Annotated in this window: 18 protein-coding genes and 3 pseudogenes; 17 read left to right on the plus strand and 4 right to left on the minus strand. The window is 57.0% G+C overall.

Features of this window, described 5'->3' with window-relative positions; genetic code table 11:
• The first annotated feature begins 118 nt into the window (after positions 1 to 118).
• The 3 genes and pseudogenes from ACZZZ4_RS20205 (at position 119) to ACZZZ4_RS20215 (ending at position 2,681) form a co-directional block, all read left to right on the plus strand.
• A pseudogene (locus tag ACZZZ4_RS20205) lies at positions 119 to 1,658 on the plus strand (T6SS phospholipase effector Tle1-like catalytic domain-containing protein).
• Positions 1,658 to 2,313 (plus strand): annotated as a pseudogene (locus ACZZZ4_RS20210) (DUF2931 family protein). The pseudogenes ACZZZ4_RS20205 and ACZZZ4_RS20210 overlap by 1 nt, the downstream one beginning before the upstream one ends.
• Before the next feature lie 77 nt (positions 2,314 to 2,390).
• Entirely contained in the window at positions 2,391 to 2,681 is a 291-nt protein-coding gene (locus ACZZZ4_RS20215) for a hypothetical protein (RefSeq protein WP_463548568.1), read from the plus strand.
• Between the two features lie 64 nt (positions 2,682 to 2,745).
• On the opposite strand, the gene ACZZZ4_RS20220 is transcribed toward ACZZZ4_RS20215, so the two are convergent.
• On the minus strand, positions 2,746 to 3,705 hold the full coding sequence (locus ACZZZ4_RS20220) for an EamA family transporter (RefSeq protein WP_129998447.1): 960 nt from the start codon (positions 3,703 to 3,705) through the stop codon (positions 2,746 to 2,748).
• A gap of 169 nt (positions 3,706 to 3,874) precedes the next feature.
• Positions 3,875 to 4,801, minus strand: a complete 927-nt coding sequence (locus tag ACZZZ4_RS20225) for a LysR family transcriptional regulator (protein ID WP_039762165.1) — start codon at positions 4,799 to 4,801, stop codon at positions 3,875 to 3,877.
• Between the two features lie 112 nt (positions 4,802 to 4,913).
• On the opposite strand from ACZZZ4_RS20225, the gene ACZZZ4_RS20230 reads away from it, so the two are divergent.
• The 11 genes and pseudogenes from ACZZZ4_RS20230 to ACZZZ4_RS20280 all read left to right on the plus strand — a co-directional run bounded on the left by ACZZZ4_RS20230 (position 4,914) and on the right by ACZZZ4_RS20280 (position 13,713).
• Entirely contained in the window at positions 4,914 to 5,666 is a 753-nt protein-coding gene (locus ACZZZ4_RS20230) for a 3-oxoacyl-ACP reductase family protein (RefSeq protein ID WP_463548569.1), read from the plus strand.
• Between the two features lie 7 nt (positions 5,667 to 5,673).
• Positions 5,674 to 6,270 (plus strand): NADPH-dependent F420 reductase, encoded by a 597-nt coding sequence (locus tag ACZZZ4_RS20235; RefSeq protein WP_463549293.1) that lies wholly within the window; start codon positions 5,674 to 5,676, stop codon positions 6,268 to 6,270.
• 82 nt (positions 6,271 to 6,352) lie between these two features.
• Positions 6,353 to 6,715 (plus strand): nuclear transport factor 2 family protein, encoded by a 363-nt coding sequence (locus ACZZZ4_RS20240; RefSeq protein ID WP_463548570.1) that lies wholly within the window; start codon positions 6,353 to 6,355, stop codon positions 6,713 to 6,715.
• Positions 6,716 to 6,914: 199 nt separating this feature from the next.
• The gene (locus tag ACZZZ4_RS20245) at positions 6,915 to 7,676 is read left to right on the plus strand and encodes a hypothetical protein (RefSeq protein WP_463548571.1); all 762 of its coding nucleotides are present in this window, start codon (positions 6,915 to 6,917) and stop codon (positions 7,674 to 7,676) included.
• A 194-nt stretch (positions 7,677 to 7,870) separates the two neighbouring features.
• Positions 7,871 to 8,125: a hypothetical protein gene (locus ACZZZ4_RS20250; RefSeq protein WP_463548572.1), complete on the plus strand. Its 255-nt coding sequence runs from the start codon at positions 7,871 to 7,873 to the stop codon at positions 8,123 to 8,125.
• 574 nt (positions 8,126 to 8,699) lie between these two features.
• On the plus strand, positions 8,700 to 9,092 hold the full coding sequence (locus ACZZZ4_RS20255; RefSeq protein ID WP_463548573.1) for a hypothetical protein: 393 nt from the start codon (positions 8,700 to 8,702) through the stop codon (positions 9,090 to 9,092).
• 632 nt (positions 9,093 to 9,724) lie between these two features.
• Positions 9,725 to 10,026: pseudogene (locus tag ACZZZ4_RS20260) on the plus strand (ArsR/SmtB family transcription factor).
• Between the two features lie 62 nt (positions 10,027 to 10,088).
• Complete coding sequence (locus ACZZZ4_RS20265; protein WP_463548574.1) at positions 10,089 to 11,063, plus strand: zinc-dependent alcohol dehydrogenase family protein; 975 nt, start codon at positions 10,089 to 10,091, stop codon at positions 11,061 to 11,063.
• 28 nt (positions 11,064 to 11,091) lie between these two features.
• Complete coding sequence (locus ACZZZ4_RS20270; RefSeq protein WP_039762159.1) at positions 11,092 to 11,433, plus strand: antibiotic biosynthesis monooxygenase family protein; 342 nt, start codon at positions 11,092 to 11,094, stop codon at positions 11,431 to 11,433.
• Positions 11,434 to 11,596: 163 nt separating this feature from the next.
• Positions 11,597 to 12,298, plus strand: coding sequence for a DUF695 domain-containing protein (locus ACZZZ4_RS20275; protein ID WP_463548575.1), 702 nt, complete (start codon positions 11,597 to 11,599; stop codon positions 12,296 to 12,298).
• Between the two features lie 269 nt (positions 12,299 to 12,567).
• Positions 12,568 to 13,713 carry an ATP-binding protein gene (locus ACZZZ4_RS20280; RefSeq protein WP_463548576.1) on the plus strand — a complete coding sequence of 382 codons (1,146 nt, stop codon included), beginning with the start codon at positions 12,568 to 12,570 and terminating at the stop codon, positions 13,711 to 13,713.
• Positions 13,714 to 13,752: 39 nt separating this feature from the next.
• Here ACZZZ4_RS20280 and ACZZZ4_RS20285 read toward each other — a convergent pair whose 3' ends face one another.
• Positions 13,753 to 15,609: an ABC transporter ATP-binding protein gene (locus tag ACZZZ4_RS20285; protein WP_463548577.1), complete on the minus strand. Its 1,857-nt coding sequence runs from the start codon at positions 15,607 to 15,609 to the stop codon at positions 13,753 to 13,755.
• A gap of 299 nt (positions 15,610 to 15,908) precedes the next feature.
• Here ACZZZ4_RS20285 and ACZZZ4_RS20290 point away from each other — a divergent pair, with 299 nt between their 5' ends.
• The 3 genes from ACZZZ4_RS20290 to ACZZZ4_RS20300 are packed head-to-tail and all read left to right on the plus strand — an operon-like array spanning position 15,909 to position 17,795.
• Entirely contained in the window at positions 15,909 to 16,571 is a 663-nt protein-coding gene (locus tag ACZZZ4_RS20290; protein ID WP_463548578.1) for a hypothetical protein, read from the plus strand.
• Positions 16,558 to 16,986 (plus strand): phage holin family protein, encoded by a 429-nt coding sequence (locus tag ACZZZ4_RS20295; protein WP_052269127.1) that lies wholly within the window; start codon positions 16,558 to 16,560, stop codon positions 16,984 to 16,986. Before ACZZZ4_RS20290 ends, ACZZZ4_RS20295 begins: the two co-directional genes overlap by 14 nt.
• Positions 16,983 to 17,795, plus strand: a complete 813-nt coding sequence (locus ACZZZ4_RS20300) for a DUF3618 domain-containing protein (protein ID WP_016774297.1) — start codon at positions 16,983 to 16,985, stop codon at positions 17,793 to 17,795. The genes ACZZZ4_RS20295 and ACZZZ4_RS20300 overlap by 4 nt, the downstream gene beginning before the upstream one ends.
• 53 nt (positions 17,796 to 17,848) lie before the next feature.
• Here the strand turns inward: ACZZZ4_RS20300 and ACZZZ4_RS20305 are convergent, their stop codons facing one another.
• Positions 17,849 to 18,955 (minus strand): M20/M25/M40 family metallo-hydrolase, encoded by a 1,107-nt coding sequence (locus ACZZZ4_RS20305; RefSeq protein WP_463548579.1) that lies wholly within the window; start codon positions 18,953 to 18,955, stop codon positions 17,849 to 17,851.
• Positions 18,956 to 19,742: the final 787 nt, after the last annotated feature.

Genomic DNA, 19,742 nt, shown 5'->3' on the forward strand with positions numbered 1-19,742 from the left:
AAACCTCGTCGCAATCCCCGGGCGCACGATGGCTGGCACACGGCCACGGCTTGCACCACCCGGGCTCGACTGTCACCCTTCGGGCCGTTCTTCAAGGATCAGAACAAGGAATCAAGGATTGAGTGGTTACGTTCCAAACCCGCCGAAAAACTACCGCTACGAACAAGCCAAACCCGTCGACATACACGCCCAGCACTGGGCCGAGTATGAGAAACACGGGAAAGAACCCGCGCGCGAGCCTGAGAAAATAGGCATTGCGTTGAGGATCGGGGTTTTCTTTGATGGCACAGGCAACAATGCGAACAACTCTGCTGCGGGGTTGTTGTGCGGTGCCCAGCATCCGATTGCGCCGGAGGATATACCGGCTAGCTGCATGCCTTACATGAGTGATCCGGATAGTAGTTATGGTGCCGGGCCTACGAATATCAAGAAATTGTTTTCTCTGTATAAAAAGACCCAGAAAGCCGAAGGCGATGGCTTTCTTAAGTACGTCTCAAGCCCAATATATGTCGAAGGTATAGGCACTGAAAGCAATCAGATGGATAGCGCTGTAGGTGCTGGAACGGGGCGAGGTGAGACTGGTGTTACGAGTCGCGTACAAGCGTCCTTCACGCAGATAAAACAAGCTATCGAAGAGGCACTGCAAGAATCCCGACAGTGAAATTGCGTCCCTGACGTTCGATACATTTGGCTTCAGCCGTGGGGCTGCTGCTGCACGGCACTTCGCAAATGAAGTGGTGCGGGGTAAGCAAGGAGCTTTAGGAGATATCCTAAACCGGAACGCCGCAGATTTCAGTCGCACCTTTGATAATAAATACGGAAACGGCATCAAAATGGGTTTCATCGGGCTCTTTGACACGGTGCCCTCGATTGCCGGCTTCACCAATCTCGGCCGGGTGAAAAGTCCCATAGCTCCCGGTGTGAGGCTTTACCTGGACCGTCAATACTTCATGGATGTCGTACATCTCGTAGCGCGTGATGAATGTCGCGCTAATTTTGCCCTCAGCCGAGTGAAACCCGCGCACCCTGAGTACACTCTTCCTGGGGTTCATTCGGATATTGGCGGCAGCTATCTCGATGAAGTCGAAGAATGCGTGCTCGTCAGCCCTATGCAAACTCTCGCTGTGCCTCGGTACGTAGACGTTTCAACGACGTCGATTTATCACGACGCCGCGCGTGTAAAAAGCGAGTGGATTGCTAAAGGATGGCCTGCGCATCTGCTGGATATTGTCACCCCGGCCTCCTTCGAAATTCCGCAGGAGCATCAAGACAGGCTTTCACCGGGGCAGAAGCGCGTATATGCCGCTCTACAATTGAAACGTCCGGTGAGTGGAAAACTTTCGAGAGTTTATTTAAGAGTCATGTATCAGCTGGCAAAAGAAAAGGGTGTTCAATTCATTGATATACCCGAAGATGACGAATACTCCGTGCCGGCAGAACTCCAATCTCTTTGTGACCGATTTCTCACAGGAAACTACAGAACAACTGCAGAAGAAGAGGCTTTGCTCAAGCTGAAGTACATTCATACCTCTGCAAACTGGAATCATCCCCTCGGAAGAAGAGATGGGAGCGGCATTGATGCTGTTTACATCAACGCCCCGACGGAAGACGCGATCCGTGTACAACACCCTCACGTAGCTGATTGGAAACTCTGGTAATGAAGTCTGTAATCGTTCTGCTTGGCGCTTTATTGTTAATGGGCTGCCAGAAAGGAGGTTTCGAAAGTGGAGAAGATGACCCCAAGTCTCCTTGGTGGCAAATAGGATTCGTTGAGCCGAATTACATGAAGATCTGGGTTGAGGACAGCTCGGTGCTGGATATCAATAACAGAATGTTTTTCAGAGTCGGTGGAAAATCTGCTCCCGGAGGCGAACCAGAAGATGGGACGGAGTCTGCCCGCGGTTGGGGAACAGTCGGTGGTTCTGGAGTTTTGGTAACCGGTGCTGACCTTCCTCGAATGATTTTTGTCCGTTGGCAGTCGATATCGGAGCAGAAAACCTATAAAGGCTTCATAGAGATTCCAGAAGAAGCGAGGCAACTGATGGTGCAGTCCACACACCAGCGGTGCCCAAAAACTCCCGAAAGAACCGCACGTTACTCCGCAACGCTGCTTGTGGGGCTCGCCCCGGGGGAGTGCTTCAAGCATGGGTCAGGGACTCCTGCCACCGCCCGATAAAAGTCTCCCATGCTCAAGGCGAACTCGAACCTCTCGGCCCTGAGCAGGGCAAGCATGGCGGGCGCTATGCTTATCCCGTGAGTGAAAAGGCCAAGCGATACATTGATAAGTTCGGCATCCCGTACGGTAGTTGGTAAATGATGTGGATGGAGCTCCTTCTACTTTCCAGGCGCCAGACCGTTTCAGTTATTTGAGTTGAATTAGGGGCGGCGTCTTGAGAATAGAAAAGGTCGACCGTTTCGATGATGTCGACTACGACGCAGGCTATGAGTATCGAGGTTTCAATTACCTGATTCTGGATGGTGTCGATGAGTTTCTCGTCAGAACTTACGATGACCAACCCGGTAGCGCGACGGTTGCACGCCCTGTCATGACCACAAGCACCGGACTCAGAACGCTGGCGGAATTTTTACGAACGGAGCTGAAGGTAACTGCGATTTATCTCTACAAGGGTGAAATAGGAAGCTATGCCAAGGTAGACCTCGAGAGCCTGCAATTCTGCTGATCCGGTATCGAGCCGGGGGCGATAAGCAGGACTCATCAAACAAGAGTCCCGCTACCACACCCCCTCAAACCTCAGCCTTCGCCCCAACCTTCACCGCAGCCTTCCGATACGTCAGCAAAACAATCCCGCTCACCACAATCACGCCACCGATGATCTGTCCTCTGCTGAGCATCTGATCCAGCACAATCCAGCCCATCAACAACGTCGCCAATGGTTCGATGTTCATCACCGGGGCGTTGCGGGGCATGTCCAGTCGGGGCACGGAGATGAACAACACAATGAAGCCGGTTCCATAGAGCACCACAAGGGTGGCAAGGGCCAGCCAGCCGGTTGAGGTGGCGGGGAGGTTGAGTCCGCCGGGGAGGGCGCCGGTCAGGCCGGCAAGGTTGACGCTGCTGAAGACGATGAAGATGGTCAGCAGGCTGCGCACCGAGCCGCGCACTTGCGACAGCTTGTGATCAGTGATCCACAGCGCGCAGGCGAATACGCTGGCGGCGCAGAAGGCGAGTGCAACGCCCAGTAGCCATTCCGGACCGACGCTGGCGCTGTCTGACAGACGTCCGGGGACGTCCAGTACGAACACCAATCCCACGAGAATCAAGCCCATCAACATCGCGGTGCGCGCGCTTGGTCGTGGGCCGCCCAGCGCCCAGGTCAGCAAGGCGAGCAGGATCGGAAACACGTTGGCCACCAGCAGCGCCAGCGCGACCGGCACTCGTGCGACAGCGGAGTACAGACACAGGCTCTGCGCAGTAATTAGCAGGCCCAACAGTAATTGCCAACGCCACGCGCCTGCCGGCAGACGCAGGCTTTGCCGCTGCCATAGGACGAGAACGGCAAGCACCAGCAAGGTCCCGCCCGAGCGCATCAGAATTGCCAGCAGCACACCCGCGCCGTCATCAAAAGCCACCCGTGCCGCGACGTGGTTGCCGGCGAAGGCACAACCCATGCACAACAGAATGATCACGGCGAGATAACGGGGGAAGGGCGGCGGTACGGTTGGGGCAAATTCAGGACGGGACATGGGCAGTTCTCAAAAATAATAGCCACTCAGGGCGGCTCAGGTTTTTATTATGTTGTCGTACAACTTCTCGATTTGTACCGTAATCAAGCAGGGGCGGCAAGCTTGAAAGACTGGATAATCCGCTTAGGCATGATGCTGCTTGAGTTTCAGAGGTCGTATGACTTGTTGGCTAAGCTCGAGCATCAAGCCGAGTCGCCCACCCATCCTCTCGAGCCTGACCGACCAGAAAATCCACAAAAGCCCGGGTCTTTGCCGGCAACAGTTTCTGGCTGGAAAAGTACAAATAAATCTGCCCCGCATCGACATGCCAGCCCGGCAGAACCCTCTCCAGCGTGCCGTCCTGCAGATACGGCAGCACGTCCGGAACCGCCAACAGCGCAACCCCTAATCCCAAGCGCGCGCACTGACACAGCGCTTGCGGGTCGTTGACCAACAGGCGCGGCGCCAACTCCAGCGGTGCTCGTTGCCCATCGGGCCCTTGCAGCATCCAGCTGCGCACCTTGCCGGTCTGCACCGAGCGCATGGCCAGATGATCCAGCGTCGACAGTTCTTCGATGTGCCGGATGCGCTTGTGTCCCGAGAGATATGCCTTCGATGCCACCAGGATCAGATGCGCCGGCGCGATAGCTCTGGCGACCACACCTTGCGCGAGTTCGATGCCGCCGCCGATGGCCGCATCAAACCCGTCCGCGATGAGATCGACCTGGCGATTGTCGACGTGCCATTCGGGAGTTACCGAAGGGTAACGTTTGAGAAATTCCGGCATCAGCGGCAGCAGAAAATCCTTGGCGAAGCCCGGTGCCGCACTTAGACGTAAAGTCCCGGAAGGCTCTCCGGCATTGCCGGCCACATCGGCGATCGCCGCCTGAACGCTCTCCAGTCCCGAGCCGACGTTGGCCAGAAAGCGCTCTCCCGCCTCCGTCAGTGTGAGTTTTCGCGTGCTGCGCTGGAACAAGCGTACGCCGAGGTTGGCCTCCAGCTGCGCGACATTGCGACTGACCGCCGCGGGTGTCAGGCCCAAGCGCCGCGCCGCCGCAGAGAAGCTTCCCGCCTCAGCGCTGCGCACGAATGAGAGCAAATTGCCTAACGTTTCCATCGGCGCACCTTCAACGAATGATTGAAAGTGATTCTAGGTGGCTTCTACTACTGGTGGAAGATCAAAAGGCGTCTCATAGGCTCATCAACTCCAACCACCCAGAGGCTCGACCATGAACACTTCCACGCTTCCACTGACCGGCAAAATCGCCATCGTGACCGGTGGCTCACGCAGCATCGGCGCAGCAATTGCCGAGCGACTCGCGGCAGATGGCGCCACCGTCGCCATCACCTACAACGCATCGCCAGATCGCGCCGAAGCGGTGGTGCAGGAAATCGTTGCGGCGGGCGGCCAGGCTGTGGCGCTGGCGGCCGATGCGGGCAATCCCGAGGCTGTACGTGCAGCGATTGCCGAGGTTGCACAGCGTTTCGGCAAGATCGACATCCTGGTGAACAACGCTGGCATCAGCGTGCTCGGTGCCCCGGAGGACATCGCCTTCGAGGACTTTCAACGCATCCTTGCGGTGAACGTGACCGGCGTCTTCGTCGCCACTCAGCAAGCGCTCAAACACATGGGGCAGGGCGGCCGCATCATTCACATCGGCAGCTCGATGGTGCAATACGCTGCGTTCGCTACGGCCTCCGTCTACACCCTGAGCAAAGGCGCGCTGACCGGTTTCAGTCGTGGACTGGTGCGCGATCTGGGGCCGCGCGGCATCACTGTGAACACCGTCCATCCTGGCCCGACCGACAGCGACATGAACCCAGCCGACGGGCCTATTGCGGACTTCCTACGCCCGAACATCGCCATGGGGCGGTACGGCGAGGGCAAGGATGTTGCCAGCGCGGTGGCGTACCTGGCCAGTGCAGAGGCAGGGTTTGTCACCGGCGCAGAATTAATCGTCGACGGCGGCTTCACCGCGTAAGGAGAGCATCATGACTATCAGCATCATTGGTACTGGCTCCATTGGCGCCGCCATCGCTCGGTTGCTCGTCAACGCAGGCCAGCCGGTCAGTCTGGCCAACAGCCGTGGGCCGCAGAGCCTTGCCGCTTTGGTCGACGAATTGGGTCCACTCGCACAAGCGGTGACCGCTCAGCAAGCCAGCCAGGCGGACATCGTTTTTCTGGCGGTGAATTGGTCGAAAATCCCCGATGCCGTGCGCGATCTCGGGCCTTGGGACGGGCGCATCGTGATTGATACCAACAACCCGATCGAGGCGCCACTGTTCAAACCGTTCGATCTGGGCGGCCAGCCGTCTTCGCAAGTGGTGGCGCAGATGCTGCCCGGTGCGCACGTGGTCAAGGCCTTCAACCATTTGCTCGCGGCTCTGCTGACCGATCCCACCGCCGAGGGCGGCAAGCGTGTACTGTTTTATTCCGGTGAAGATGCCGCGAGCAAAACCAGGGTTGCAGAGCTGATTACTCAACTGGGTTTTTACGGCATCGACCTGGGCGGTGTGCAGCAGGGAATGCTTGCGCAGTTCCCGGGCGGACCGCTGCCAGCCTTGAACCTGGTCAAACATGGTTGACCGCTGAGCCCGGGCAACCGGGCTTCACCTACCAATCGAGGATTCAAAAATGTCTGGCTCAGATTCGCGAAATATCAATGAGGTGGAAAACTACGACGCCTTGCTGCGGGCCAACCTGCAGCGCGTGTTCAACGAGCGCGATGCACAGAAGCGCATTGCGGCGTTGCAGGAGCTTTTTGCAGACACACCGACGATGTACGAACCGACTGGCATCGTCACCGGGCGGGCGGCGATTTCAGAGGTGGCCGGTGCGTTGCTGGATCAGTTCGGGGCGGACTTCGCTTTTGTTCCCGAGGGGCCGGCGGTTGGGCATCATGGCTTGGGTTACCTGCGCTGGCATGCGGGCCCGAGCGCTGGGCCGGTAGTCGTCAGTGGCGTTGATGTGGCAGAAATCAAAGCGGGAAAAATCGTGCGGTTGTGGGTGTTGCTGGATGCCTCAAAATGATGAACGTGAATGTTACGTAAAATGCTAGCGAGCACAGGCGCGGCTGTTCTTCACTGTTGTCGTTATCATTTCGCTTTTTTAGAGCTGATACGTAATCACTTGCTTGGGAGAGCGCCGTGCGCATGGGGGTTTACTGTATAGAGGCTTAATGCCATTATTGTGAGCTATTGGAACGTATTCACTGATCAAGGAGGAACAAATGGACCAAAAAGATGAAAGCTCATCACGATTCTGGGAGTTCTACGCTCTTAGGTATAGCGTAGGCGCCGTTTTAGGCGGGTTGATACTGTTTTTGCTCGTTCAACAAAGTCAACCGATTTCAAGTCTTGTGTTCGTTAAATCCGGAGAACCCATCGATCTCATACAGGTCGGAATTTTCCTAGCGGCTGGGTTGGTTTTCTCTTATGTGGCGAGTGCACCTATTTTAGTTCTCCACGCTGGCCGGTTCCTTATTCAGCGCTACACGCTCCGATTGCAACGCCCTAGCAAGTCGATGGTGTGGTTTCTGGGATTGACCTTGATCATCCCAGTTGCATTTCTCTCATTGAGTGCAATGAGTGCACTGCTGAGAATTTGGTTTGCTGTCGTGATTTTTCTGGCAGTGGCTGTGGTTTTGGCGCAGTTTTTTATAATAGTCAAATGTCTTTTGCGAAGCTCAGACCTGTACGGCTTTTATGAAAAACTGGCGAACAAGCGATCGAGCGCGAAAGGGGGTATCGTGGACTCATATAGACATCTGCGGGAGCATGGTAACGCGTTTGGAATTCTGTTCTTTCAAGTCGTTTTGGGGTTATTTGTGTTCGCTGCAACTATGTTTTCGTCATATTCAAACTCTTTTCAGAGCCAAAGTCCGCTGGAAGTTGCTGTGATTCTGGTCCTTGTCGTGCTCACTTGGATCCTGCCTGCGGCGTTGGTGTGGTTGATTGCATGCATGATTGAAAAAGAGTTTGTCGAATCCTGATATTTACGCGATATCGACTTGGCCAAAGTGTGGGTATTCCATTGGCTCATCCCCGATTTTATATGCGTTTGGATTTCGATATTTGACGTAATTTATCGTCCGGTCCTAAAGCTAAAAAAAGGATTGACGGTAAATCGATGGTTTATGGAGTTCCATCTTTCGAAATATGGGCTAGTTATTTTCAAGGAGAATTCATGTTCTTTGGCCTTGGTCGGAAACCGTTGTTGGATTTTCTGCGGAATCTCACGTCGCAAATAATTATGCTCAAAATCGCATTAGTAGCTGGTAGTAAATTAAATCTTGAAAAGTTTGATCTCAGCCTCGCTGGTTTAAAGCGTACGCTGCCACTTGCGATGTGCCTTTTGGTATTCTTTATATCGCTAATTGCGAACTTGTCTACTTTTCTCGAAGAGTCGCTCGAGGAGTTCAGAGGTACAAAGCAAGCGTGATCGGTGCTATGGAAGACCTGGGTGGTGCCAAGCGGATATGGGCATTACTAGTCAATGCCTGGTCAAACCATAAGCTTGCGGTGTTTAGAATGGTCTTGGTCATGACCGTTGCGGAGACGGCGATAAGCGTGGTCTTCGTCATGAGTATTCAAAGTGCGGTATTAAGTCCGTTTCTGCACAGATAATTCAAACCGGAAAGCGCATCCGGCGATTTCCGAGTGGCAATCATTGCTGATTGATCTCACGGCGCCGGATATTGCCCTGAAAACGCACCAAAGCCCGGGCCTTCGCCGGTAACAGTTTCTGACTGGAGAAAATACAAAAAATCTGCCCGCCTCCGACATTCCAATCCGGCAAAGCCCTTTCCAGGGTGCCCTCCTGCAAGTAAAGCGGCGCATGCGGAACCGCCAGTAGCGCAACCCCCAACCCCAACCGCTGTTGAAAAACAACCGCTCTAGGTAATGGCTCAAGGCCGCGCGGCCATGTTGTAATGGTTATCTACTGAGGGAAGCTTAAAACCCCAATACGCTTTTAACGAATTTCCTACCACGTTCATGACTGCAGAGATTTTCCATTGCTAAAACAGATTTTGGCACATGCAAAGTTACCGAAAAATAAAACCTTCATCTCAATGCTAAAGGCAGTAATGGCGTTTCTCTCATTGGGTACGGTTCATTACATTGGGTTTCTTATAGAGGTGCCGTTTGAGATAGTATCAGTAGCCTCGCTGAGGTTTGTTACGAGCTTTGTAGCGACATTCACCTTCTATGTGATGTTTTGCTATATGGTTAGTAAGGTTTTTTCCTTTGCAATTTCTCAGTTCTACTATTCTGCACTCGCTCCTCTAGCAGCGTTAACAATCGCGGCAAGTAAACGATTTCCCAAATGGTTAGCTAAACCTGCCAAAAAAATGCACAGAGAAACCAATATTGCAGAAAAGCTGATTTACTGGGTCTTCTTTTTTTGATATTCACTGTCACGTTCAATTTTGCATATCTGGATTTTGATTTTTCAACTGTCGGCCAACTAACATGGATGGGTGTCATTGGTGTGGTCATAGCGTCTATATTGAAGTCCGGTATACTTATTCGCCCTAAAACCCAGGTTCAACGAATCCTTGATAAAAAAAGAATCGCACTTAGAAGGTCGCTAATGCGTGACTACAGTTATTTGCTTGCTGGATCAGTTGTGGCAATTTGTTTTTATACAGGAATGCTGCGATTTGACAAAATGATGACTGAAGATTTGGTTAATTTCGAGAGCGAGAGATTTCGAGGGCAGGTTCATGTGCTTTTGAACGTAAATGACACATACCTGTTAGTCGAAACCGGTTTCAAAAAGCGAATTTTCATATTTCTTACAGAGTCAATGATGATGCGACTTCCAACCGATCATGGTAAATAGTGCCTGATTGGCCCTAACGCTAACGGCCTCTTAATTTACTAGCGAACCGCGTTGGTCTCGACTGATAAGGCAGCGCGCTTCCCATGTCCTAAATAGAGTAGTCACTGCTGATGGCTGGTGTGTGACTGCTCACTATTATCTGGACGCTTTGCACGCGGGCATTGACATATCGAAAAATCTCGATATCCTCGGCGCATGGAACTGATCGAAATCTTCAAAGCCCTCTCGAACCCGACGCGCCTCAAGATCCTTGAAGGCCTGAAGGATCCCGTCAAGAACTTCCCCCGCAGGATGAGGGTGACGTTCTCGTCGAGGGTGTCTGCGTCAGCAGCATCCAGGAAGGTATCGGCTTGTCGCAGTCGACGGTGTCGAGTTACCTGGCCACGTTGCAGCGGGTGGGGCTGGTGGAAGTGCGACGCATCGGTCAATGGACCTACTACAAACGCAATGAGGCTGCTATCAGCGCGCTTGCAGAGATCATAGGGAAAGAGCTGTAAATTTTTTACTCTATGATATCGAGAATTCTCGATATCCCTCTTTATCGATACGAGGTTTTGCCATGAAAGCGATGATTTTGAAATCCTTCGGCGGTCCTGATTCGTTCGAACTCAGCGACGTTCCAAAACCGGTTCCGCAAGCGGGCCAAGTGCTGGTCCGAGTGCACGCTACTTCCATCAATCCGCTGGATTATCAGGTTCGGCGCGGTGACTATCCCGACCTGGTGCCGCTGCCAGCCATTACCGGTCACGACGTGTCGGGCGTGGTTGAAGCCATCGGGCCGGGCGTCAGCGCTTTCGCGCCGGGCGACGAGGTTTGGTACACCCCGCAGATATTCGACGGGCAGGGCAGTTATGCCGAGTACCACGTCGCAGCCGAAAGCATCATTGCCAGAAAGCCTGCCTCGCTGAGCCACCTCGAGGCGGCCAGTCTGAGTCTGGTCGGCGGTACGGTTTGGGAAGCGCTGACCGTGCGCGCCGTGCTCCGCGTTGGCGAAAGCATTCTGATCCACGGCGGCGCCGGCGGGGTCGGCCATGTGGCGATTCAGGTGGCCAAGGCCATGGGTGCGAGAGTCTTTACCACCGTTCGCGAGGCCAATGCCGAGTTCGTCCGCAGCCTGGGCGCTGATGTGGTGATCGATTACACCCAAGAGGATTACGTCGAAGCGATCATGCGCGAAACCGCCGGGCATGGCGTTGATGTGGTGTTCGACACCATCGGCGGCGATACCCTGTCTCGCAGTGCCGACGCGCTCGCCCAGCTTGGCCGTGTCGTCTCGATCGTCGACATCGCGCAGCCACAAAACCTCGTTCAGGCCTGGGGCAAGAACGCCAGCTACCACTTCGTCTTCACCCGGCAGAATCGCGGCAAGCTCGATGAACTGAGCGCGTTGGTCGAGCGCGGCCAGTTGCGGCCCCACGTTGGCGCGGTCTATTCGCTCGCCGACATCCCGCTCGCCCATGCCCGACTGGAGAGCGCCAACAACGGTCTGCTGGGAAAAATCGCCATCGCCGTCGAGCCTTCGCTCATCGTCTGAATCCGCTCACTGATTTTGGAGAAACATCATGGTTTACGAGATCGCTGTGCTGCCCGTTCACCCGCAACAGACTGAAGCCTTTCGACGGGCATTTGCCGAAGTCGAACCGTTGCTCACCCGCGCCAAGGGATACGGCGGCCACTTGCTGGCGCAAGGTATTGAAACCCCCGAGCAATTCAACTTGATCGTGCGCTGGCAGTCACTTGAGGACCACTCGCCGGGGTTTGAAGAAAGCGAGGACCACCAGCGCTTCATGCTGGGGCTGCAGGATTATTTCTCCGCAGAACCGAAGGTCTACCACATTGAGGGTGGTGCTTTTCCGGGTGGCGATTTTGGCGTACCGGACAACGGTGCCAGCTTAGGCATCTGAGGGAGCATGTGGCTGTTCGTCACACGCGGCTGTGGCTGGTCGAGCGTGCTTGTGATGAATTGCCACATTAATTCCGCTTCGGCCTGTTCATGGGGCAGGGGTGGCAGGCAAAATGCGCCGTTTTCCATATGTCTTGTACTGCTGCTCATCCAAGGAAGGCCACTTGAAAGTCACTCTCCACGCTTCCCTGCGCCCTGAAATCTGGCCAGCCGTTGTTTTATTGCTGCTGGCAAGCCTGATCACGACCGGCTGCACGCGCTCCCATTCTCCAAAACCGGTGGAGCGCGATCCTTGTCTGGATGCCGGTCCAGCGCATACAACGGCCTACGCCAAATGCATGAGCGAGCGGAAAGAGCGCCAAGCTGAAGCGCTCAGAATACTGCTCAGTGATGATCCTGCTGACAATCCGCAACGACAAGTGGCCGTGCCAGGCGACAGCGATTTCCAACCGTCAGATTTTCCTGACGAGCCAATGCCAGCGAGTTTTCGCATGTCTTCCGACTTGAATCTCAAGGATACCCAGGCATTTCCTTACAAGTCTCGCATCAGCTGGAAATACGTGTCGGATCGCTACCTGCCGAGTTCGAAGGAATCCGCGCGGATGATGCAGGTGGACCGCCTGATTAAGGCGGCCGTAACGGCGGATGGGTTCGCAAAGTGGGGGTGCACGGTCACCGGCGGAAAGCGTCAGATGTGGGTTTTCTACACCCTGGACGACGCGGCCTTTGTCAGCCGTGTGCAGACAGCTCTGGCGCAGACCGGGCCTTATCCGATTGAATTCAGCAGCCGTAAACAGGCAGATGTCAGTGCTGAGGTGCCGAACACCGAGCAAACTCGACTGACGCCCAAGCGATGCCTGGAGTGAAGACTCTCAACGGATAACCTCTTGAAACGAACGTCTCTCATCGCAAGGATCCGAAAGCGTTGTCGCTTCAGAGGCGTTCGTTGCGGGCGCAGCGGCCATCTCGTGGACCGCGACCTCTTCAGCACACCGATTTTCCTCCCGCGTTAGCCCCGCGCTTTGGTGGTAGGCTGCATCCCTCAGCCGTACTTTCTGTACTCCTGAATTCCCCTTTCCGAAATCTGCGCCGGCTCAATTGCTGGCGTTGATGGATTTCCCTGCGGACTACAGCCATGCGCCTGCCAGATTTCATTCTCGAAAACCTAGAGCCGATCCTGCAGGCCTGGGAAGATTTCGCCCGCACCATCGAGACGCCCGGGGTGGAGCTCGATAACGTCGCGCTGCGCGATCACGCCGAGCAGATGTTGCGCGCCATCGTCATCGATCTGCGGACCAAGCAGACCATGAGCGAACAAATCGCCAAAGCCCAGGGCCAGGCGCCGCGCGACGATGAAGAAACAGCTGCGGAAACCCACGCGGTGACGCGGCTGATGGCCGGTTTTACCATCGACCAGATGGTGTCGGAATACCGCGCGCTGCGCACCAGTGTGCTGAGCCAGTGGCTGCGTCAGGTCAAGGATGGCAAATCGGTGAATGTCGACGACATGACACGCTTTCACGAAGCCATCGATCAGGCGCTGGCCGAGTCGATTGCCAGCTACTCGCGCGCCGTCGAGGCGTCGCGCAACGTGTTTCTAGGGATTCTCGGCCATGACTTGCGCACGCCGCTGGGGGCGATTCTGCTCGGTGCGGATATGTTGCGTCGTACCGAAGCTACCGACCCGCGCACCAGCAAAGTGGCCGGGCAGATCTACGCCAGCGTGCAGCGCGCCAGCCAGATCGTGGGCGACCTGCTGGATCTGACGCGCTGCCAGATGGGGCCGGGGATTCCGGTGAAAAAATCCCTGATCGATCTCAGCCCTGTGTGCGAGCGGGTGATCGAGGAAATCCGCGCCTTTCATCCGCAGGCCAACATGCGTTTCGATGCGACGGAAGCGGTGATGGGAGCGTTCGATGGCGCCAGGATGGAACAGGTCTTTTCCAACATCATCAGCAATGCGGTGACCCACGGCGATAATCAGTTTCCGGTTACGGTTGCACTGGAAGCTCGGGAGGATTGCGCGGTGTTCACGGTGCACAACGGCGGGGAGCCGATTCCGGAAGACGTGTTGCCGTTCATCTTCAACCCGATGGGGCGCTTCTCGCAGCGCTCCGTAGTTGATCACGGGCCCGTCGCTGGCCTCGGGCTGGGCCTGTTTATCGCCTCGGAAATCGTCGCCTCGCATGCCGGCTCAATCGAAGTCAGCTCTGACCTGAAGGGCGGAACCGTGTTTCGCGTAAAGCTTCCGATTGATGCCGAAAGCCCCGTCACCATATAGGCCAATCGATGGAGGGCCGGCCCCGGCCCTCCAGCCTGATCACTCCTCCATCACCTCAACCAAACCGCGATCCTCACCGAGGAACCCGCCGCTCTGGTGCTGCCACAGCCGCGCATAGGTGCCGTTCTTCTCGAGCAATTGCGCGTGGGTCCCTTGCTCGATGATGCGGCCTTCGTCCATGACGATCAGCCGGTCCATCGCCGCAATGGTCGACAAGCGGTGGGCGATGGCGATCACGGTTTTGCCCTGCATCATTTCATCGAGGCTTTCCTGGATCGCCACTTCGACTTCCGAGTCCAGTGCGCTGGTGGCTTCGTCGAGCAACAGGATCGGTGCGTTCTTCAGCATCACCCGGGCGATGGCGATGCGTTGGCGCTGCCCGCCGGAGAGCTTGATACCGCGTTCGCCGACCAGCGTGTCGTAACCGCTGTGGCCCTGCTTGTCGCTCAACTGACTGATGAAACCATCGGCCTGGGCGTTCACCGCAGCGCGGTGGATGTCCTCGTCGGTGGCGTCCGGGCGACCGTAGGCAATGTTGTCGCGGATCGAACGGTGCAACAGCGACGTGTCCTGGGTGACCATGCCGATTACGCTACGCAGACTGTCCTGGGTGACCTCGGCGATGTTCTGCCCATCGATGCGGATCTCGCCGCGATCAACGTCATAGAAGCGCAGCAGCAGGTTGATCAGCGTCGACTTGCCCGCACCGGAGCGGCCGACCAGGCCGATTTTCTCGCCGGGGCGAATATGCAGGGTCAAGCCGTCGAGCACTTGGCGTTCGCCGTTGTAGTTGAAGCTGACATTGTCGAAAACCACTTCGCCGCCGGCAGGCTCAAGCACTTTGGCATCCGGTGCGTCCTGGACTTTCGGGCCGCTGGTCAGGGTGGCCATGCCGTCCTGGACGGTGCCGATGTTTTCGAACAACGAAGTCATCTGCCACATGATCCAGTGCGACATGCCATTGATGCGCAACGCCATGGCGGTGATCGCCGCGACGGCGCCGGTGCCGACTTCGCCCTGATGCCACAGCCACAGCGCGTAACCGCCGGCACCGAGAATCAACGCGACCACCAACGCCTGATTGACGATTTCGAACTGACTGACCAGGCGCATCTGGCGGAAGCCGGTGAGCTTGAAATCTTCCATTGCCGCACGGGCAAAGTGCGCTTCACGCTTGGAGTGCGAGAACAGTTTGACTGTGGTGATGTTGGTGTAGGCGTCGGCAATCCGCCCGGTCATCGACGAGCGTGCATCGGCCTGTTCCTGGCCGACCTTGCCCAGACGCGGCACGAAATACACCATCGCCAGCCCGAACAGAACGATCCACGCCAGAAACGGCAGCATCAGCTTCAGCGCAAAGCCACCGGCCAGCGCGATGATCGCGATGAAGTACACGCCGATGCCGGGGAGAATTTCGATCAAGGTGAACAGCACCTCGCGCACCGACAACGCAGTCTGCATGACCTTGGTCGTGACCCGGCCGGAGAACTCGTCGGAGAAGAACGACAGACTTTGCCGCAGCATCAACCGGTGAAAGTCCCAGCGCAGGCGCAGCGGCAGATTGATCGCGAGGATCTGGTGCTGAACCATCGTGCGCAGCGCCACCAGACCAATGCTGACTACCAGCACGATGCCGATGCCCCACAACATGCGGCTTTCCTCATCACCGGCGGCGCCGCCGGATTGCCAGGTCGAGAGCAGGTCCACCACTTGCCCGAGGAAGGAAAACAACCACGCCTCATAGATCGACACGCTGGCGCTGAGGAGGGCAAAGGCGAAGATATAACCGCGCGCGCCCCGGGTGCAGGCCCACAAGAAACGCATCAGACCGACTGGCGGTGGCGGCGCCTCGTCGGGCGGGAAGGGGTCGAGCCTTTCTTCAAACAGGCGAAGCATTGCGGTCTCCGAAGTGATCAGGGTGTGGGGATTCTGCCATCTATCGGCGTTGTTGCGGGTTTCAGCGTCGTGTTGCAGATAAATGCTTGTGCCTTGTCTTGACCGCAGCCAGGCGCAGAAGCTCAACGTAATCGTGCCAAGCGCAACCTTTCGTCGCTGATCCAGACCTGACACGGCACGCTCATCAACCTCTTTGAACTCTCGCGCAAGCTGCTTCGTCATCTTCTATGTGGGGGCTCGAGGCAATGTTGCCGTGTAGCTCCGATTTTCCGTTTTCAAGTCAGAACGCGAGGGGCCACATGAATACTCAAGACAGCAGGGCAGGCTTTGAATCAGGTGATCCGAACAGCAAGCCTGGACAGGGTTTTGAACATTTGAAGGACGACGTCAATGAAGCAATTGGCGGCGCGCGGCAACAGGCTGACGCGCAATTCGGACAGTACCGTGACACCGCGGCCGAACAGATAGAAGCACTGGCCCAAGGCGCAAAGAGCTTCGTCTCGGAGTTGCAGGACAAGGACACGCTGGGCATGTCCGACTACCTGACGGATATGGCGGACTCCATGACCGGGCTGGCGGGCAATCTGCGCGGCAAGAGCGCCGAGCAGTTGCTGCACGATGCCGCCGATCTGGCGCGCAGCAATCCGGGGCTATTCATCGCCGGCAGCATTGCTATCGGTTTCGGCCTGTCGCGGTTTCTCAAGGCGGGCACGGCGGCTGCGGCGACGGTCAGCGCCGAACACGATCCGGCGGCAGGCACGACATCGCGCCACCGCCAGCCGATTATGGCGCGCAGCGGCCTTATGAATTGTCAATGCCGTCTTCAAACCAACCGAGTCCGGGACTGGCCACCGGCATCACTCCGACCTCGCCGAGTGACAGCGATCACCCCTCAGATTTTGCCGCGGCTTCCGTACCGCACGCACCCGACGCCAAAGGAGAACTGTGATGAACAGAGATGAATCTGATCTGAGCGGGGCAAGGCCCCTCGGCCAAACGGATGACGCTTCGGTGGTCGGTCTGCTGCGACAACTGTCGCGCGAAGTCCCGGCGTTGTTCACCAAGGAACTGGCGCTGGCCAAAGCCGAACTGCAGAACAGCCTCAGCACGCTCAAAGCTGGCATCGGCGCGGTGGCCGGTGGCGCAATCGTGTTCCTCGCCGGCTTCATCATTCTGCTGATGTCGGCGGTCTATGGCCTGAGCATGTTCATGGCGCCATGGCTGGCCGCGCTGATCGTTGGCGTGGTGGTGATGGTCATTGGTTTCGTCATGCTGCAATCCGGGAAAAAACAATTCGAGCCGTCTCACTTCAAACCTGATCGCACCCTCGACGCCTTGAACAAGGATCAGGAAGCGCTGCGGAGGAAAGTCTCATGAAAAGCGAACTGGATATCGAAGCGGAAAAAAGCCCGGAGCAGATCGAGCGCGAAATCGATGCGCAACGCGCGAGCATCGGCAACATCGTCGATCAACTCGAGAGCAAATTCACCCCCGGACAGATGATCGATCAGGCCTGGGGGATGATGCAGAGCAACGGCTCGACGTTCTTCACCAACCTCGGCACCAGCGTGCGCAATAACCCGGTGCCAGCGGTGCTGACTTCCGTGGGGCTGCTCTGGCTGATGATCAGCCAGAATCGCCCGCCCGTGCCGCAACCGACCTATCGCAGCGGGCCGGATCAGGACAAGGCCGGCGAATGGGCCGATGGTTTGGCCGACGGCATCGACAGCGCCCGCGCGCATTTGCATTCGACCACTGACTCACTGAAGGACGGCTACCAGACGCTGAAAGGCAAGGCCAGCCACCTCGGGGAAAACGTCGGTGCAGCGAAGGAAAATCTAAGCCATGCGATGCACGACGCCAGTGATCGACTGTCGCGTAATTCGCAAGTGCTTGGCCAGCAATTCAGCCACATGCTCAAGGAGCAACCGCTGATGGTGGCTGCCGCCGGGGTCGCACTCGGTGCATTGCTCGGCGCGGCGTTGCCGACTACGTCTACTGAACAGCGCTACATGGGGCGCACCAGCGCGGGCATGGTCGATAAAGCCAAGCAGAAAGCTCAAGAAGGGTACGAAGCCGTGCGCGACACGGTGACCCGGACCACTGAACAAACCGAAGTGGAGACCAAGCCGGAAACGGCGCGGCCTTCGTCTTCCGATTTGTCACAGGGGTTGGGTACTTCTTGATGGTGAAAACAAGGGAGGCCTGCAATGGGCCTCCCTTTTTATTGGACTGCGGGTCAGGTCGATACCTCATTCTGCAGGCCTTTCAAATATTCGACCAACGTCTGCGCGCACGCTTCAATCGCGCCATCCACGACCAGTTCAAATCCGTGGGTATTCTCGGTCGGGATTGCGATGCATCCGGCCTGGGCGCTGATGCCTGAGCTCATCACCGCGCTGGCGTCGGAGGCGAAATCCACCAGCAGGGCGAACTGTGGATCGAAGCCGCAACGCTTGGCTGCGTCGGCCAAGGCCATGACCACGCCGCGCGAGTAATAGCCTTTCTGGTCGCCGGTATCGATGATCGGATCGACGCTCAATCGCGTTGCGTATTCGCTCATCACCGGGCCGACTTCCACGGCGATTGTGGTATCGCCAGGCAAGTGCGCGGCTGCGTACATTGCGCCGGCGTTGCTTTCTTCCTCGAGGGTGGTGAAGACGAAGTAGGTGTCGTGCGCCAATTCGGTCCGGCTGCGCTGGAGTTGCTCCGCGGCCTGGAGCATGGCGACCACAGGCGCGCGGTCATCGAGAAAATGCGCGGCGGTGGCATCACCTACCCGGAACGGCGTGCGCCAGTGCTGGCTGAGCACAACCCGCGTACCCGGACGCACGCCCATGCCTTGCAGGGTCTGCTGATCATGGCGGGTGATGATGTGCACGTCTTTCCATTCCACCGCGCCGCTCATCACATCCTTGCCCTGCGGCGAGCCTGTGGTGGCGTGCATCGAACCGAACGAGAGAACGCCGGGCAGGGTTTGCGCGTCGCCGAGAATATCCACCGGGCAGGCACCAAAGTTGACCGGATTCGCCCCACCCAACGCCACCACCCGCAACGTGCCGTCCGGCTCGACGCGTTTGACCAGCATGGCGATCTCATCCATGTGGCCCATGATGCGCACAGCGTGCTGGCCATCGGGATCGGGTTCGCGGCCCTTGAGCAGGCCGATGACATTCCCGGCCCGATCGGTCCAGACCTCGTCGCAATGGCGCCGCAGTTCTTCCAGGCAGATCGCCCGGACCTCATCCTCCTGACCACCGGGCCCGCGTGCCATGAGCAAACGGCTCAATAGTGTTTGGGTGGATTCCTGTGTGTCGCGCGGCGAAGGCGTTTGATTATCCGACATGCATGCTGACCCTCCTTGCATCGGCGGACGTGTATCGACCGCCCACAATTTTAGGGGGCAGATTGGCGGGAAAATTCAGATGGTTTTTTGCCCGCTGATTCATATGCAGACCCACAGGATTTTGGTTGGGATGGAGATCATTGGCGTGCCCCGGGATCATTGTGGGAGCGAGCTTGCTCGCGAAAGCGGTGGTTCAGGCAATGCAGATGTTGAATGTGCCGGCGCCTTCGCGAGCAAGCCCGCTCCCACAGGGATTGTGTCTGGGATGAAGATTGTTGGTGTGCCCCGGATCATTGTGGGAGCGAGCCTGCTCGCGAAAGCGGTGGTTCAGGCGATGGTGATGTTGAATGTGCCAACGCCTTCGCGAGCAAGCCCGTTCCCACAGGGATTTTGCCTGGGATGGAGATCGTTGGTGTGCCCCGGATCATTGTGGGAGCGAGCTTGCTCGCGAAAGCGGTGGTTCAGGTAATGCAGGTGTTGAATGTGCCGGCGCCTTCGCGAGCAAGCCCGCTCCCACAGGGATTTTGGTTGGGATGGAGATTTTTGGTGTGCCCCGGATCATTGTGGGGGGAGCCTGCTCGCGAAAGCGGTAGTTCAGGCGATGCAGATGTTGAATGTGCTGGCGCCTTCGCGAGCAGGCTCGCTCCCACAAGGATTTTGGTTGGGATGGAGATCGTTGGTGTGCCCCGGACCATTGTGGGAGCGAGCTTGCTCGCGAAAGCGGTGGTTCAGGCGATGGTGATGTTGAATGTGCCGGCGCCTTCGCGGGCAAGCCCGCTCCTTGTAT

It is taken from the genome of Pseudomonas sp. AC252 (assembly GCF_979258105.1).

Excerpts from the sequence above, each read along its gene's own strand:
- ACZZZ4_RS20220 (WP_129998447.1), bottom strand. The coding sequence starts at position 3,705 with ATGTCCCGTCCTGAATTTGCCCCAACCGTACCGCCGCCCTTCCCCCGT.
- ACZZZ4_RS20225 (WP_039762165.1), bottom strand. The coding sequence starts at position 4,801 with ATGGAAACGTTAGGCAATTTGCTCTCATTCGTGCGCAGCGCTGAGGCG.
- ACZZZ4_RS20230 (WP_463548569.1), top strand. The coding sequence starts at position 4,914 with ATGAACACTTCCACGCTTCCACTGACCGGCAAAATCGCCATCGTGACC.
- ACZZZ4_RS20245 (WP_463548571.1), top strand. The coding sequence starts at position 6,915 with ATGGACCAAAAAGATGAAAGCTCATCACGATTCTGGGAGTTCTACGCT.
- ACZZZ4_RS20250 (WP_463548572.1), top strand. The coding sequence starts at position 7,871 with ATGTTCTTTGGCCTTGGTCGGAAACCGTTGTTGGATTTTCTGCGGAAT.
- ACZZZ4_RS20265 (WP_463548574.1), top strand. The coding sequence starts at position 10,089 with ATGAAAGCGATGATTTTGAAATCCTTCGGCGGTCCTGATTCGTTCGAA.
- ACZZZ4_RS20270 (WP_039762159.1), top strand. The coding sequence starts at position 11,092 with ATGGTTTACGAGATCGCTGTGCTGCCCGTTCACCCGCAACAGACTGAA.
- ACZZZ4_RS20280 (WP_463548576.1), top strand. The coding sequence starts at position 12,568 with ATGCGCCTGCCAGATTTCATTCTCGAAAACCTAGAGCCGATCCTGCAG.
- ACZZZ4_RS20285 (WP_463548577.1), bottom strand. The coding sequence starts at position 15,609 with ATGCTTCGCCTGTTTGAAGAAAGGCTCGACCCCTTCCCGCCCGACGAG.
- ACZZZ4_RS20290 (WP_463548578.1), top strand. The coding sequence starts at position 15,909 with ATGAATACTCAAGACAGCAGGGCAGGCTTTGAATCAGGTGATCCGAAC.
- ACZZZ4_RS20295 (WP_052269127.1), top strand. The coding sequence starts at position 16,558 with ATGAACAGAGATGAATCTGATCTGAGCGGGGCAAGGCCCCTCGGCCAA.
- ACZZZ4_RS20300 (WP_016774297.1), top strand. The coding sequence starts at position 16,983 with ATGAAAAGCGAACTGGATATCGAAGCGGAAAAAAGCCCGGAGCAGATC.
- ACZZZ4_RS20305 (WP_463548579.1), bottom strand. The coding sequence starts at position 18,955 with ATGTCGGATAATCAAACGCCTTCGCCGCGCGACACACAGGAATCCACC.